Raw genomic sequence first — 16,108 nt, forward strand, 5'->3', positions numbered from 1 at the left:
AGTAAATCGTATAAAAAGTATCTTTCTACCGAATTATGCTCGATCGGAATGGAACAAAGCATCAAACTCGTCCATCGAAACTTCTTTTTCCTCAAGAGTAACTTTCTCCAGAACATCCTCTGCTAGGAGACGAACCAAGGCATTCAACTCAACTTCGGCACGTACATTACCCTCTTCCAGCTGACGTTTAGCAATATCACCAAGCAATTCTTCAGGAATATCTCCATACCCAAAGCTTGCCATACGCATAGCTACAGAACGACGCATCTCTGCCATTACTTCTTCTTCGGTAAGTGCTACCCCTTCTTGATCTGCCAAAGCACGAATTCCTGTAGTAAGAACGACATAATCGACGATAGCTTTATAGCTCTCATCTGTCACCTCTTCCTCTTTATTATTCTTTTGTACTTCTGCCACAAAAGGACGGAAAGTTTCATCATCGATAACAGGTTGCCCCATCTTCTCCTTGATGAAATTCACCAGTGTATTTGCAAAAAGATTATGAGAAGCGTGTTTAAGTTCCTCTTCGCGTCTCTTGCCCAACTCTTCACGGTAGGCTTTTTCATCTTTTATCTCTGTATCTTCTCCAAAAAGTTTTTTGTAGAAATCCTCTCCCAGCTCTGCAGGCACAAAGTGATTGATAGCTGTAACTTCAAAGTTGAAATCGCCCTTGTGAGCCTCAGCTTCCTCTTTAGAAAGTCTTAACAGATTGGCTAAAAGAACAATCTCTTCGCCATCTGCCTTGAAAGGATTAAAGCGAATTACCTGATGCAAGTTCGCATCCGCAAACTTTGCCTTTTCTTCTTCGGATTTAAATGTATTGGGGAGCAACAAAACCTCCTCTACACGAAGCCCCCCCTCCAAAGGATTACCATCTTCTGCAAGCTCAACAAGGAGACCACGCAAAGAGTCTTCTGGCAAGGCCTTCTCTGTCTGCTCCATTTTTCCATAGCGTCGGCGCATCTCTTCGTCTGCTTTATCAATCAAAGCATCATCTACTTTCACCTTATGGAAAGGAAGTTTTACAGACTTATCAATGGCGATATTCACCTCGGGGGCCAAAGCAACACGAAAAGTGTATGAGAAGTTTTCATCTTTCTCTACGTCCTGGCTGTGAGGCATCATAACAGGATTACCGATGTAAGACACCTTATTCTCTTGAAGAGTTTTGATGAGCGAGTCGCCAACAAGTTTGTTAAGCTCCTCTGCCTTGACAGAAGCACCATATTTCTGTGCAACGAGAGCAGCAGGCACCATTCCTTTTCGGAAGCCTGGCATATTGATTTCTTGGCGCAGTTTACGTAAGGTCTTTTCTACCGAAGAGGCATAATCTTCCTTTACAAGAGAAATCGTTACAACTCCTCTGCGGGGTTCTTCTGTTACAAACGTACTATTCATCTTTTATATCTATTGTAAAATACTTTTTATTCTAATGCACTTCTCAAATGTACGAGGCACAAAGGTAGCACAAATCCCCATGCTGTACAAATCAAGTTTACAAAGCTCCACAACAACTATTCCCCCCTCATTAACAACGGGATATAGGGAAAAAGAGCACCTATATATGTAAGAAAGACGATACTAAGCGTGTTATGTGAGCTACTGTACAGAGAGTCCTTCTCTGAAAGTAAAATACATCGAAAAGTTAGGACAAGTCATAACCAAAGTTTCTATACGAGAGAACTGGAGTTTAGATATATACTAACTGGAGTTTAGACAGGAGCTGTCCCAACCTCTCATATATCCCTCTCTCTACGCTGTTGTATAGGTACAACTAAGAGAATAAAAAAAATGAGCGGACACTCTATGCGCCCGCCCACCATTTTAAGGAGAGAAACCCTCCGCATCAAATGCGAGAGGGTTTATATACATGCTTAGCTATTGCAAGACAACTACCTGCGCTTTACCTTGTACAACTACTAAGTAGTTACCACGAGCAAGAGTTGATACTTCAAAACGAGCTACGCCAAGCTCTGTTGCAAATGCTTCTGCCACTACGTGTCCATCAATAGAGGTTAGACGAACCAATGTATTAGCATCAAGCCCCTCTACAACTACAAAGTCTTGTGCAGGATTTGGATAGACAACTACAGATTTACCATCAACGCTATCAACAGCATCGACCAACTGGAAAGTAGCCACCACCTCAACATTAGCATTTACAACGAAAGTGCGAGTAGTCTTAATATCTGCCCCATTTGCAGTAAGTGTTTTCAACTCATACTTATCTGCAGGAGTTACTTTCACTGTTAGCTCTGTTCCTTCTACAACAGCCTTCAAGTCTTCCGCCGTCTTACCCTTGATACTAATAGTACCATTTGTCGTAGGAGCAAGCGTTACAGCATAAGTAACGACATCCTTTTCAAAGGTAACTACCACGGTAGTAGCTGCACTTACTACAAACTCAGTAGTATTTGCAGGAAGCATTTGTCCGTTCACTGCAATACTCTTGAGAGAATGTCCTTGAGCTGGGGTAGCATTTACCACGAGACGTGTACCTTCTGGCACAGCTTTCAATGCATCTTCGGTATAATCCTTGATAGAAGCTGTACCCTCACCAACAACCTGAAGTGTTACAGGATAAGTAACTACTTCTTTCTCGAAAGTTACTATTACCGTTGTCGCGCTATTCACAGTGAATGAAAGCACATTGGCAGAGAGAGGCTCTCCATTTACGGTAATACTCTTGAGAAGGTGACCCTGTTTGGGCTGTACCTTGAGCTTAAGAGTTGCTCCTTCTGGAACGGCCTTAAGCATATCTTCAGTATAGTTTTCAACAGAAGCAGTTCCCTCTCCTACTACTTGAAGAGTTACAGGATAGGTAACAACTTTTTTCTGGAAAGTAGCCCCCACTTCACTTCTTTCATTTACAGTAAAGCGGTAAGGAGCTTCAATAGCCTGTCCATTTACAGTAACTTCTTTCAACTCATAGTTTTCGTTAGGTGTAGCAACCACTGTCAACTCTGTACCAGCTAGGATAGTTTTCAACTCCTCTGCAGTTTTACCCTCAATAGCAATAGTACCATTTTCAACATTCTTCAATACCACCTCATAGGTAGCGACATCAGCTACGAAAGTAACGGATATAATCACATGCTTCTTGAGTATAAATTTGTAAGGAGCTGGTAAAATCTCTCCATCAAGACGCACCTCACCTACCTTGTAACCTTCATTCGGAATAGGAACAATTGTTACTTCAGTACCTTCCTCTACAGCCCAAGTTTCTTGACCATTAAGACCTTCAAGCCTTATAGTTCCATTCTGAAGATTCCAAGGCAAATTGATACCAAAAGTTCTCTTCTTGAAAATGGCCCCTAAAGTAGTATTCTCCCCAACATTGAAGAGATAGGGACTTTCTTCAGAAGAGCCGTACATTTCAACACCATTAACGGTTAATGATTTGAAGATAAAGCCTTCATTTGCTACAGCATGAACCTTCAAAGGAGTCCCCTCCTTAATAGATTGAAGATCCTCTACTACAACACCTTCCTTATCTCTAACTACTACGTTACCTCTATCGGAAGGTTCTAAAGTTATGGCATAAGAAGGGAGTTCTTTGTCGAGGCTAGCATTTACACCCGTTATCTTAATATCATCGATACTTAATGCACTCTGTTTACAATCATAATGATGAACAGCCACATATTTTGTACCCGCGGGCAATTCTAAAGTGAAGTTCTGCCAAACCATCACTCTTTCTGCAGTTAAAGTTTCTGACATCAAGACCTTAAAGTCTTCTGGGTTATTACCCGTTGTTGAGTAACAAACATCATATTTTTCTGCAGGATATTGACCAGAATAAGTGGTTGTCCAAAGAGAAACCTTTCCGCCTTGAGGAAGATTCAAACGCGGTGCAATTAACCAATTACTCAAAGGTTTAGGAGTTGAGTTGAAAGAGTCTGAATTCAAAGAGCCACCTGTTCCTGAGAAATCACACTCACTACCCTCTCCATGATTTTGCCATTTAGTCCATTCAAAACTTCTTGCATTACCATCGAAATCGCGAGCAACCCATCCTTCGGGAAGTCCCTTACTAGTAAAGCTCTCCTCTACAACTGTAACTTCTACAGCTGGTTGATCATTTTTTTCGAAAGTAACCTCTATTTTGGTTCTTTTCGTAACAACAAACTTATAGGGAGGCTCGATTGGCACCCCATCTAAAAGTACAGAAGCAACTCTATAACCTTCATTAGGCACAGGTACAATAGTTAACTCTGTTCCTTCCTCCACGGCCCAAGTTTCTTGACCATTAAGACCTTCAAGAGTTACAGTTCCATTTTCAAGCCCCCACGGCAAAACGACTGCATAAGTAGGCTTCTTAAATATGGCTCCAACAACCACATTCTCAGCTATATTAAACACATAAGGAGTAGCAGGAGAAATACCTGTTACAGTTACACCATTAACCGTTAAGCCGTGAAAGTTAAAGCCCTCATTAGCCACAGCATAAATCTTTAACTGCGTTCCTTCAGAGATGGCATCCAGTTTGTTTACAGCTCCTCCATCCTTGTTTTTCACCACGACTACCCCTCTATCAGAAGGTTGTAATGTAAGAGCATAAACAGGTAGTCCTTGTTTGTCGAGGCTCGCACCTACCCCACTAATCTTAATATCATCGACTTTCAGAGCATCCCCTTCAGAATCATAGTGACGAACAGCTACATATTTTGTTCCTACAGGCAACTCTAACTCGAAATTCTTCCAAGACATTGCTCTTTCCCTAGTCAAAGTCTCCGTCATCAAGACTGTAAAGTCTTCTGGCTGTGTACCCGTTGTAGAGTAACAAACATCGTACTTTTCCGCTGGATATTGAGAAGAATAAGTAGTTGTCCAAAGAGAAACCTTTCCGCCTTGAGGAAGATTTAGGCGAGGCGTGATAAGCCAGTTATTCAAAGGATTAGAAGGTACAGGAAATGAGCTAGAACTCATACAACCACCGTCTCCAGAGGTATCAGGCGCGCTACCTTCTCCGTGATTTTGCATTTTAACAGGCTCAAAACTTTTTCCATCACCATCGTGGTCACGAACAAGCCACCCCTCTGGAAGACCTTGTGTAAAGCTCTCATTGATGACAACCTCACCTCCATCTCTCAGAGAAAAAGCTTTTTTCAGGGAGCCTGGACCTGCTTCAGCCCTTACTACCCCCGAGGCAAACAACCCCATAATACCAAGTAGTACAGCAATAGCATACCGACTAAACAATGTACACTTTTTCATACTCTAATTAAATTACAATTAACAAAAACTTATTCCATTCATATGTTATTTCCTTCTTAACACTCTTTACAGAGAGAGAGTGCATTATAAAATAGTCATCGACAATAGGGCTCTATTTGGAAAAACATTGGCAAATCTAATAATTGTATTTTTAAAAAACAACATGCTACACAATTAAAGAAATCAAACAAACGTAAAAACAGACAAGAATGCAACAACGCTAAAAAAACAATAAGCATAACGTAAAATAAAAACAAGAGTATACAAAACCACACCCAGCCATGTATACATCAGAGAATAAAAGCCAGAAGTACCAATATCGAGGTATTTAATATTGCATATATTATTTTATATACCTACTTTTGCGTATATTATTACTCTAAAGTGAAAGACTTCGCTATGACTACATCAATAAGAGGAACAAAAACAGAAAAGAATTTACTTGCTTCATTTGCAGGAGAATCTCAGGCTCGTTCTCGCTATACATTCTACGCTAGTGTCGCCAAGAAAGAGGGATTTGAACATATTGCAGCTGTGTTTATGGAAACAGCTGAGCAGGAAAAAGAACATGCAAAACGCTTCTTCAAATTTCTCGAAGGTGGGATGGTAGAAATTACAGCAACTTATCCCGCGGGAGTTATTGGCACCACAGCAGAAAACCTCTTGGCAGCGGCAGAGGGAGAAAACGAAGAGCATACTGTATTGTATCCAGAAGCAGCAAAGATCGCCGAAGAGGAAGGATTCAGGGAAATTGCTATGGCATTCCGTCAAATTGCCAAAGTAGAGGCGGAACATGAGCGTCGCTACCGCACTCTTTTGGAGAGAGTAAATACAAATACAGTATTTGAGCGTGAAGAAGAAATTTCCTGGCAATGTCGCAACTGTGGCTACGTAGCAAAATCTAAAAAAGCTCCTGCTAAGTGCCCTGCTTGCCAACACCCTCAGTCCTACTTTGAACCAATGAAAGAGAACTATTAAAATGTATATCCCTTGATCCCTCCCTAAGGAACAAGGCGGACAGGAAAAGAGATGCACCTGTTTATATAGATCGATAGAGCTTAATAAATTAGGTAAAGCGCATCGTTTTTGACAAAAGAAAGAAAGGAATACCGTTACTCAAAAGCATTTCGAGAACTGTATCCCCAGTAGTATCATAAGCATTGAGAGACTCTTTTGTAGCTTTGTCTTCTCAAGAAAGTGTTTATGACAAAAAAGATGCGTTTTATTTGTTTGTGGGGTTGCCCCCTCGAATGGTTTTCTCTCACTACATTCATGATATTTACTTTATCATGTGGTGTGAGTTTGCCATCCAGGGGGCAACTTTCGTATACTTCATCAAGAGACAGTGTCTATTCCCGAAAAAATTTCTTTGTAAAGAAAGACTCTATTCTAATCGAAGATTGGGAAATAGCCCTAATCGAAAATTATGCCGACGAGGAAGACTTCAACGAAGAAGTTGCCTATGAATGGCAAGAGAGTAAAGAGCAAAGAAAAGAGAACCCTCTAAACATCAATAGCGTTACACAGGAAGAATTGGAAGACCTCGAGATACTCTCTCCCTTAGCCATAAGAAACTTTCTTTTGGAACGCCACAGGAGAGGAGGCCAATTCAACTCTTTATCAGATCTCAAACTTATCAACGGATGGGACATGCAATCCATCAGGAGATTGCTACCCTACATTACCATAAACCCTCTCAAAAAGGACTTCCAGGAAGATTGGAAGAATAAAGGGCAAGGGCGCATCCTTTTGGGCTGGACTGCAGCAAGGTCCAGAGAAAATATTGGCTCAGAAGCTCCCTTAGGTGCTCCCCATGCACTACGAGGCAAGCTTCTCTACAAACAAAAAAGAGCCTATTCTCTGGGAGTGATGGGTGCGAGTAGCCTATTCGAACCTTTACTACAAAAAGATTATCCTTTCTTTGATCGCTACAGCTTCCATGCTTCTTTTTCTTTACCTCGAAAAAACATTCAACGTATTATAGTGGGAGACTACAGACTTGCCCTCGGTGAGGGACTTACAGTCCGCCAACACTTTATGAACAGTCTCTATACTAATCGGCTTTTTTCTGGCACCCAACAAGGGCTTAAAGAGGCATTAACCAACGATGAAGCCAACTCTCTACGGGGACTTGCAATGGAAATAGGAGGGGAGAGTCTACGCTCCATACTCTTTTTCTCCTCCAAGATGAGAGATGCCAACTACGATCAAGAGGGCAACTATGGACTTGTATTAGGCGGATTACACAGAACCGAGCGTGAATGGAGTTATAGAGAAGCTCTGAAAGAGATTTCCTATGGAGGGAGTTTAAACTATAGAAAAGAAAGATGGCTCATAGGGCTAAATGCCATAACCTCCTCTTGGGGAGATCACACACTACGCTCCCTCCCCCGCTACTCCTCTGCCACAAGTACCCAACCAATAAAGGAATGGCGTAATTTCTCCCTAAACTACCGCTATCACTCTTCTTCGGGGCGTTTTAGTTCCAAAGGCGAAATAGCTTGGAGCAGCAATTATTCTTGGGCCGGAGTTGGACTTTGGGAATTGAAAAGCTTCTCTGGCGCACAATACCGTTTAGTAGGTCGTTATTTAACTCCTCGTTATGCCACACTATATGGCAGTAGTTTTTCTCATTTTTCAGCTCCAGGCAACGAATGGGGTATTCTTTTAGAAGGAGAAGTCCCTCGCGTTGGAAAATGGGATTCTCATTTTTCAATCGATTATTACAGTTCCTTAGAGCCTCGTTTACACAAAGATCAAAACACCCAAGGTGTAAGACTCGAACTTGCGGGAAACTACAAACTCCATACACAAGTACAGTTATACACTCTCATGCGCTACCAAAAAGAAAAAACAAGTAATTATTATCTCTTCTGGAGAGGAGAAATGACATTCAGACCCTCTCCAACAGAAAAATATACTTTGTTTGTACGCCACAAAAAAACACTCCTGAGAGAGTTAGACTTTCCCTCAAAAGGATGGAGCGTAGGAGCTAAGGTAGACCTTAGGACACAAAAGCAAAGACGTTACGGATTCCTATTCGCATGGTTTCAAGCGGACGATTTTGACAGTCGTCTATGGCTTCCTATTCATCAAATTCCTTGGGAATATCGATCAGGAATATTCTGGGGAAAGGGTATTTATGCCGACTTTTTCTTTCAGATTCCACTCTTCAACATCTTTACGACAGAGGCAAAGATATCTTACACTTCCCCTCCCATTGCTTACAATAAAGGGAACATGACCCGAACGGGCTGGGAGGCTTCACTTGCCCTACAAGCCTCTTTTTAACCTATTGAGATAATTCCACTCCTCTAATAAAAAGCTATCTCTCTTTTATGTATTTTCCAGTAGTAAGTGCAACGCAAATAGAAAGAATACCCCCAGAGGGACTAGCCCCTCTGGGGATGGGCGTCAAAGATTATATTTGCGTTAAACATGAAAAAATACAACCATTTGAGCCGAGAGCAAGGATACACAATAGATCGGCTCCTCAAACAAAAGAAATCTTATTCTTTCATTGCTCAAACTATTGGAATGTCGACCAGCACCGTCTCCCGAGAAGTAAAACGCAACAAAACGGCAAGAGGGAGATACCCCTGCCATACAGCACATATGTATGCTACAGAGCGTAAGGAGTGGCGTTGGTATCCGAGGAAATTCACGGATAAAATGCGAGAACAAGTCGTCCAAATTTTGAGAGAAAAACAGTGGTCGCCTGAGCAAATCGTGGGGCGTTTTCGACTCAAGGGAATCCCCATCGTGGGGAAAACCACCCTATATACTTTTCTCCACGAGGATAAGGCACTCGGAGGAGACCTTTACCAACTAACAAGGCATCACTTGAAGTATCGACGAAAGAGCCTTGCTAAACCGCTCAAATCCCAATGGGAAAAGCGTAAGGGAATTGACCAAAGACCCCAATGCATCAATCAAGAAGAGCGTTTCGGAGATTTCGAAATGGACCTAATCATTGGAGCTAAACAACAAGAGGCTATCCTAACACTTACCGACAGAAAGACAGATTATGCTATCATCGAACCATTGCCCAAAGGGGGAAAACTACAAATCAAAACAATACAGAACCTGTTAAACAATAGACCCAGAAAAAAGCTAAACTTTCAATCCCCTATGGAACTGCTTGATATATATTTGTAACAACGTTGCACTTGACTCTGGAATCTGCAATGGGTTCAAATTTGTAGATGTCAAAAAAAAGATGTTACTTTGTAGGACGATTAGAGGTATCTATACTTATCAAAACATATCGGGCAGATGATGCTAAGCTCCATATCATGAGATAAAAAGAGTTTCTCTATAATGATTGTATTATAAATAAAAACGAATATAACGAGATGTCTAAGGCTTGTCAAATAACAGGAAAGCGCGCGATGATAGGGAACCACGTTTCTCACTCTAATCATCGTACAAAACGCACTTTCAATGTCAATTTATTCGAAAAGAAATTCTATTGGGTAGAGCAGGAATGCTGGATTCGTCTCAAAGTGTCTGCAGATGGGCTCCGCCTCATTAATAAGATTGGATTAGATGCTGCTCTCAAACGTGCAGCAGAAAAGGGATACTTGGGGGTATAATCATCAAGCTTAAAGAAATAACATAAAGCTATGGCAAAGAAAGTAAAAGGTAACCGAGTACAGGTAATCCTCGAGTGTACAGAGCACAAAGAAAGCGGGATGCCAGGTACATCACGCTACATAACGACAAAAAATCGTAAGAATACGACACAACGTCTTGAGCTTAAGAAGTACAACGCAGTACTTAAGCGTTACACCCTTCACAGAGAAATTAAATAATAAAAGAGGAGAAATACGAAATGGCAAAGAAATCCGTTGCAACGTTTAGAAGTGGCAGTAAAGATGGTCGCGCCTACTCCAAGGTGATAAAGATGGTAAAATCTCCTAAGACTGGAGCATATTGCTTCCAAGAAGAGATGGTACTCAACGAAGCTGTAAAAGACTTCTTCAAGTAAAAAGGCCTACTTCTTCTCTTGATAGCAGCAAGCGAAGAGGTATTGAAAATAAAAAAAGAGCTGGATAATTATCCAGTTCTTTTTTTTGTGCTGTAAAAAGAGAGAGAGAAAAGTCTGCACCCCCCTTTTGTCAAACATTATTATCAGAAGAGCTTTGAAAAAAAGTTCGTTTTTCAAAGAAAAGAATTCCTTGAAAAGAATATTGGTATCCGATAAAAACTTACCCCAATTTTATCTGAAGCAAAATCGGGAACCTTTTCTCATAAGTGTAGCGACTTATCCACAAACAAAAAAAATGGTAGAGAAGCAATATCTCTACCATCGTCACAAAAAAAATTTCTTCAAAAGCTTACGCTTGTTTCTCAATAGCGAGTTTACCTCTATAATACCCACAGGCTCCACATACTGTGTGGTAAATATGCCATTCGCCACATTGTGGGCATTTTGTCAATGTTGGCATTGCTGCCTTATCATGAGTTCTGCGCTTAAGCGTTCTTGACTTTGATTGTCTACGTTTAGGATGTGCCATATAAACTAAGCCTTTCTATCTATATTTATAATCTATTTATTCTTCAATTAAATCTCTACTTATTCTTGATTTTCTGTATCCAGATTTAGCTGCTTCAAGACACTCCAACGAGCATCTTCCTTTTCTTGAAACTGCGAACGATAAAAAGATTCTACCTCCTCGGGGCAAGCACCCTCCTCATGTGCTTTACGCATAGGGAGTGTCAATACAGCAAACTCGAATAGTAAACTATCCAAATTGAGTATAGGCTCATTACGAGAAATTAAAATCTCCTCTTCATCCTCCTGTGTTTCTGCATTTACCAACTGCACCGAGAGAGGGAACTCGTTGCTAACCTCCAATACAAATGGAGTATTACATCTATCACAGAGCGTATTTACCTCGCCCTCCACAATAAAAAGCAACTGAAACTTATCTCCTGTACGAACTCCTTCTACAGTAACAGACAGCTCTCCTCCCAAAAGACCAAAAGGATTTTCCTGCGCCAAAAAAGCTCTGTCCAAATTAAATTGTTCAGAGAACTCTCCCTCTGGGAGTGTATTCAACGCTAAAAAAAAGCGATCCTTTTGAATTGCCATACAAAAACCAAAAGTTCCTCGACAGCTAATCAAGAAACAAACATCCTCGCAAAGGTACAAATTATTTCCTATAACAAAAGCACATCTATTGGATTAGACCTTAAAAACAGTCAGAATAGAGCAAAATAGATCTCATAGGTACAAGATTTTGAGTCTACACAAAAACATAACCTCCATAAGCCGCCTCATCTCATTATCTGTAGAAAATCCGATAGACCTAAATTACACACACAGCTCACTCTACGGTTTATATATATTATATCCTATTATCAAACACTCCGATGCACTTAGGTAGGGAGTAACCTAAAAAGGGCACAAAAATCCATGATTCCCTCAAAAAGAGAGTACGCTTAGTCTCTCCATTCATAGTAAATCATCAAAAAACACGATTGTAGGTATTGTATTAAAACTATTATCTAATAAAATACTTATAGTGCTATAAGCAATCCTAAAGCTGAGAGTTAGAAATCACACACGAAACAAATCAACTATCTGTCAACAACTTACAAACAAAACATTCCAATCCCCCCGATAAAAAGGATGTTTCAAATTTGAGTTTTACCCGATACAACACACTACAACAAAAAGAAAAACGAGAAAAAAAGAAATAATCACATACCTACTTATTGGTACTATCAAAAGAAAAACATACCTTTGCACCGTAATAAGAAATAAGATTGAACACAAACTAAAACAAGAGAAAGAAAATGGCTTACGTAATTACTGATGGCTGTGTAGCCTGTGGATCATGTATCGACGAATGCCCTGTTGGAGCAATTTCAGAAGGTGATATCTATAAAATTGATGCAGCGGCTTGTATTGACTGCGGTTCTTGCGCAGGAGCTTGCCCTTCAGATGCAATTGTCCAAGGATAAGAAAATCCTTTAGAACAACATCGAAAGCACCTTTCTACTTAAATGTAGAGAGGTGTTTTCTTTTTATAAACACTCGCACATAGAAGATCTAAGAGTTTCAAGGTGAAGCGATACCCTTGCGAGCAACTGCTGCCCAGCATTTTAAAGTCTATTTAATGAAGTGCCTTGCGCAACTTGCCTGCAGATCCCATGGTAAGAGTTGCATAAGATGAAAGTAAGGCGAGAAATTCAACCTACCGAAATAAACAACTCTGCCTTAAGAGCGTTGAGACAGCAGAGAACAGAAGTGCATGTAAGGAGCTGAGTGTAAACTCAAGTACAGAAAAACAAAACAGCAGGTACAGCACGCTGTAGTATAGCCTCTCAGAGCATTTTCCCGACATCATTAAAACCAAGCAAAAAGGAGAGAAAACCTATTAATACCTATCTAAAAAGAGTTTTCCACCCTTCAAGAAATCCATTAGCACACAACCAATTCTCTATTTGCAATCTAAGTATATATATTTTCAACTTGCGAATATGTATATTTAATCTGAATATACATATATTCAATCTAAAAATAAAGAATTTATCAAGAGAAAATCTTTTTTATCTCCTCTATTTCAATATTTTCTGCAAGGAGAGAAAGAAAAATCTCTTGAAAAGAGCCTCACACAAGCCTCCGAGCTCTGGCTAAGAAGAGCTTTTCACACCACCTTTATAGCATTCGACAGTGGGTACAAATACAGACTCAAGAAAAGAGAAAAGTATCCCCTCCCCCCCCAAAACACAAACTCCTTGTCTTAGAGGAGATGTATATATGCAGCCCATATCTAAAGATTTTCGACGATGGTAGCCTCTACAAAGTCTGGCAAAATCAGTATTTAAGAAATACTTCGAAACTCGCACCACAGCACTAATACCTTAGGAAATTTGGGGCTACAAAACTCCCCTAAATACAATCCTTCCCCCCTTTTTACAATACGAATTAAAGAAAGAAATAAGCAAAACAAATGGAATAAACAAACAAATCACATGAGATATAACCTATATTTTAATAAAGCCACCCTTAAAAAAGAACAAAACAACAGATACCCCTTGTTTATTTGCGAAAAAGATTTACCTTTGCAAAGTGTTTTTCATGGTATTAGATTTTAAGGTTAATGGAAAGGGTTTGTCGGGAGACAAACCTTTTTTTCTTATAAGTAGAAAAAACATTTTGTGATAACACAAAGTTTTTAAATCCTCCGCACACTATTTCATTCCTCCTCTTAGGTATATAAACGCTCTATACATCTATAAAGAATCTCTATTTTCCCCTCAAAAAAAAGAATTTAGTACCTACAAGTGATGATTCTTTTTCTCTCTTTCATCAATTATAGTACGGTAACTTTGTAGTTATGAATTTATCAGATGTAGCTACAGGTCAAAAGGCCGTCATAAAAAAGATAGGCGGGAAAGGGGCTTTTCGCAAGAGAATCTTAGAGATGGGGTTCATCCAAGGAAAAGTGGTAACGGTGGTGCAGAATGCACCTTTCAAAGATCCCGTTTACTATAGGATAATGGACTACAATGTCTCCCTTAGACGTAAAGATGCTGCCCTCATAGAGGTGAGTTTATACTCTTCCGAGGAAGAAGGAGAGCATCTACATCTCAACAAAGCCCCCTCCTCTACAAATGAAATAGAAATGCAAGACACCTCCGAAGCCTCTCTTCCTGCAGAAGAGAAGGAGAGCTACACCCCTCCACGACGGATAAAGGTAGCACTGGTAGGAAACCCCAACTGTGGAAAAACCTCTCTTTTCAACCTTGCAAGTGGTGCACACGAACATGTAGGTAACTACAGTGGGGTAACGGTAGATGCCAAAGAAGCCTACTTCAAACACAAAGGGTGTCGCATAGATATTGTAGACCTCCCTGGTAGCTACTCTCTTTCTCCCTACAGTCCCGAGGAACTATTTATCCGCAACTATCTGACCGACCCTGCCACACGTCCAGACGTGGTAATAGATGTAATAGACACGTGCAATTTGGAGCGCAATCTTTATCTCACACTCCAGATTAAAGAGATGAACCTTCCACTGGTTGTAGCTCTGAATATGTTCGATGAGTTTGAGAAAAGTATGTCTAAGTTGAACGTTCCTCTACTCTCACAACTTCTTGACACTCCGATGATTCCGACAGTGGGGAGAGTGGCAAGAGGAATAAAGGAGCTGTTCGATGCTGTTATTGCCATAGCAGAAAAGAAAATTACTTTCGACAGGGATATACGCGTTCCCTACGGCACTACGCTTGAACCTGCCATCGAAAATCTAACCCATAGCATTGCTACGCGCTTACACCTGCCTAACCAATTGCCCGACCGCTACATTGCCATCAAGTTACTCGAGAAAGATGTAGCCACCATCGATTATATACACTCCCTTCCCAACGGAATTAAAATGGTAAAAGAGGCCGAGAAGATGCGGGAAGATCTGGACAAGCAGATTGGCAACACAGATACAGAAACTCTTATCACCGACCAACGCTACGGATTTATTGCGGGAGCCTTACGAGAAACTTATCAACCAGAGCGACGCACGCTACGCACCTTAACGGACAAACTCGATCATGCCCTCATCAACCCCAAGTGGGGTTTCCCTATATTTCTACTCTTCCTTCTGGTTATGTTTGAGTGTACGTTCATGCTCGGGGCCTATCCGCAAGAGTGGATTGAGATGCTCGTAGACTGGATTGCAGGTGGAGTCGGTAACATCTTACATGAAGGGCCGCTCAAAGACCTCATTACAGATGGGGTGATACAAGGAGTGGGAGGCGTCATTGTCTTTCTGCCACAAATCCTTATCCTGTATCTCTTCATTTCTATAATGGAAGACACTGGTTATATGGCACGTGCCGCTTTCATGATGGATAAACTGATGCACAAAATGGGGCTACATGGCAAATCTTTCATTCCCCTCATCATGGGCTTCGGATGCAATGTGCCTGCTATCATGGCCACACGCACTATCGAGAGCCGACAAAGCCGACTCATCACCATACTGGTTACTCCGCTTATGAGTTGTAGCGCACGCCTCCCAGTTTATGTTCTCATCGCAGGGGCTTTCTTCGGGGCTTATGCGGGTGTAGTGCTCTTTTCGGTATACCTTGTGGGCATCCTCCTTGCGGTACTTTTGGCACGTCTATTCCGCAAGGCACTCTTCACTACCGAGGATGTTCCTTTTGTTATGGAGCTCCCCCCCTATCGTTTGCCGACTGCAAAATCGGTACTTATTCATATGTGGGAGAAGGCCAAGGAGTACCTCCAAAAGATGGGAACTATCATCCTCGCAGCCTCTATTATTATTTGGTTCTTGGGATACTTTCCAAGAGAAGAAATTGTGCAACAAACCGAGCAACAGATAGAAACACTAAGCTCTCAATGGAGTGGTTCCGAAGAAGAGTTGGCAGAACAAATCGAAGAGATAGAAACATTGGGCAGAATAGAGCAACAAGAAAACTCCTACTTAGGGAAGATGGGCAAAGGCATAGAACCCCTACTTTCTCCCTTGGGATTTGACTGGAAGATGAGTATTGCACTCGTATCAGGACTTCCTGCCAAAGAAGTGGTAGTAAGCACTTTAGGAGTTATCTATACGGGAGATGGTAACGACTCGGAAGAGGCCTCCTCTCGCCTTACCGAACGCATAAAAATGGATCGAAACGAACAGGGAGATCCAACCTTCACACCCTTGATTGCCCTCAGCTTTATGCTATTCGTCCTACTCTACTTCCCCTGTATCGCTACTGTTATTGCCGTAGGTCGAGAGGCTGGTAGTCCCAAATGGGGCTTATTCCTAATGGTATATACCTGTGTATTGGCTTGGGTTGTATCCTTTATTGTTTATCAAACAGGAAGTCTATTAGGCTGGGGATAAGGCAAGAGCAAAGATTAATCTCA

At 41.1% G+C, this 16,108-nt stretch carries 12 protein-coding genes; 8 read left to right on the forward strand and 4 right to left on the reverse strand.

From position 1 onward, the window contains the following. Positions 1-33 precede the first annotated feature (33 nt). Both B5D06_RS03125 and B5D06_RS03130 read right to left on the reverse strand, forming a co-directional pair. A complete protein-coding gene (locus B5D06_RS03125) occupies positions 34-1,398 on the reverse strand; it encodes a trigger factor (RefSeq protein WP_078736573.1) in 1,365 nt (454 codons plus the stop codon). Positions 1,399-1,878: 480 nt separating this feature from the next. Then, positions 1,879-5,217: a T9SS-dependent choice-of-anchor J family protein gene (locus B5D06_RS03130; RefSeq protein WP_078736574.1), complete on the reverse strand. Its 3,339-nt coding sequence runs from the start codon at positions 5,215-5,217 to the stop codon at positions 1,879-1,881. A 399-nt stretch (positions 5,218-5,616) separates the two neighbouring features. Here B5D06_RS03130 and rbr point away from each other — a divergent pair, with 399 nt between their 5' ends. From rbr to B5D06_RS03160, 6 genes are all read left to right on the forward strand, one after another. Continuing rightward, positions 5,617-6,195 (forward strand): rubrerythrin, encoded by a 579-nt coding sequence (rbr, locus tag B5D06_RS03135; protein WP_078736575.1) that lies wholly within the window; start codon positions 5,617-5,619, stop codon positions 6,193-6,195. A gap of 225 nt (positions 6,196-6,420) precedes the next feature. Further along, the gene (locus tag B5D06_RS03140; RefSeq protein WP_078736576.1) at positions 6,421-8,508 is read left to right on the forward strand and encodes a ComEA family DNA-binding protein; all 2,088 of its coding nucleotides are present in this window, start codon (positions 6,421-6,423) and stop codon (positions 8,506-8,508) included. 147 nt (positions 8,509-8,655) lie between these two features. Beyond that, a complete protein-coding gene (locus B5D06_RS03145; protein WP_078736577.1) occupies positions 8,656-9,375 on the forward strand; it encodes an IS30 family transposase in 720 nt (239 codons plus the stop codon). Positions 9,376-9,572: 197 nt separating this feature from the next. After that, positions 9,573-9,812, forward strand: a complete 240-nt coding sequence (gene rpmB, locus B5D06_RS03150; RefSeq protein WP_025843264.1) for a 50S ribosomal protein L28 — start codon at positions 9,573-9,575, stop codon at positions 9,810-9,812. Between the two features lie 30 nt (positions 9,813-9,842). Beyond that, complete coding sequence (rpmG, locus tag B5D06_RS03155) at positions 9,843-10,031, forward strand: 50S ribosomal protein L33 (RefSeq protein ID WP_025843265.1); 189 nt, start codon at positions 9,843-9,845, stop codon at positions 10,029-10,031. Positions 10,032-10,051: 20 nt separating this feature from the next. Further along, entirely contained in the window at positions 10,052-10,207 is a 156-nt protein-coding gene (locus B5D06_RS03160) for a DUF4295 domain-containing protein (protein ID WP_078736578.1), read from the forward strand. A gap of 349 nt (positions 10,208-10,556) precedes the next feature. On the opposite strand, the gene rpmF is transcribed toward B5D06_RS03160, so the two are convergent. Both rpmF and B5D06_RS03170 read right to left on the reverse strand, forming a co-directional pair. Next, a complete protein-coding gene (gene rpmF, locus B5D06_RS03165) occupies positions 10,557-10,736 on the reverse strand; it encodes a 50S ribosomal protein L32 (RefSeq protein WP_078736579.1) in 180 nt (59 codons plus the stop codon). A 59-nt stretch (positions 10,737-10,795) separates the two neighbouring features. Beyond that, positions 10,796-11,314: a YceD family protein gene (locus B5D06_RS03170; protein ID WP_078736580.1), complete on the reverse strand. Its 519-nt coding sequence runs from the start codon at positions 11,312-11,314 to the stop codon at positions 10,796-10,798. A gap of 707 nt (positions 11,315-12,021) precedes the next feature. On the opposite strand from B5D06_RS03170, the gene B5D06_RS03175 reads away from it, so the two are divergent. Continuing rightward, positions 12,022-12,189, forward strand: a complete 168-nt coding sequence (locus B5D06_RS03175; RefSeq protein ID WP_078736581.1) for a 4Fe-4S binding protein — start codon at positions 12,022-12,024, stop codon at positions 12,187-12,189. Positions 12,190-13,568: 1,379 nt separating this feature from the next. Beyond that, the gene (gene feoB / locus B5D06_RS03180; RefSeq protein ID WP_078736582.1) at positions 13,569-16,085 is read left to right on the forward strand and encodes a ferrous iron transport protein B; all 2,517 of its coding nucleotides are present in this window, start codon (positions 13,569-13,571) and stop codon (positions 16,083-16,085) included. Positions 16,086-16,108: the final 23 nt, after the last annotated feature.

It is taken from the genome of Porphyromonas circumdentaria, assembly GCF_900167105.1.
GTDB classification, from domain to species: Bacteria; Bacteroidota; Bacteroidia; order Bacteroidales; family Porphyromonadaceae; genus Porphyromonas; species Porphyromonas circumdentaria.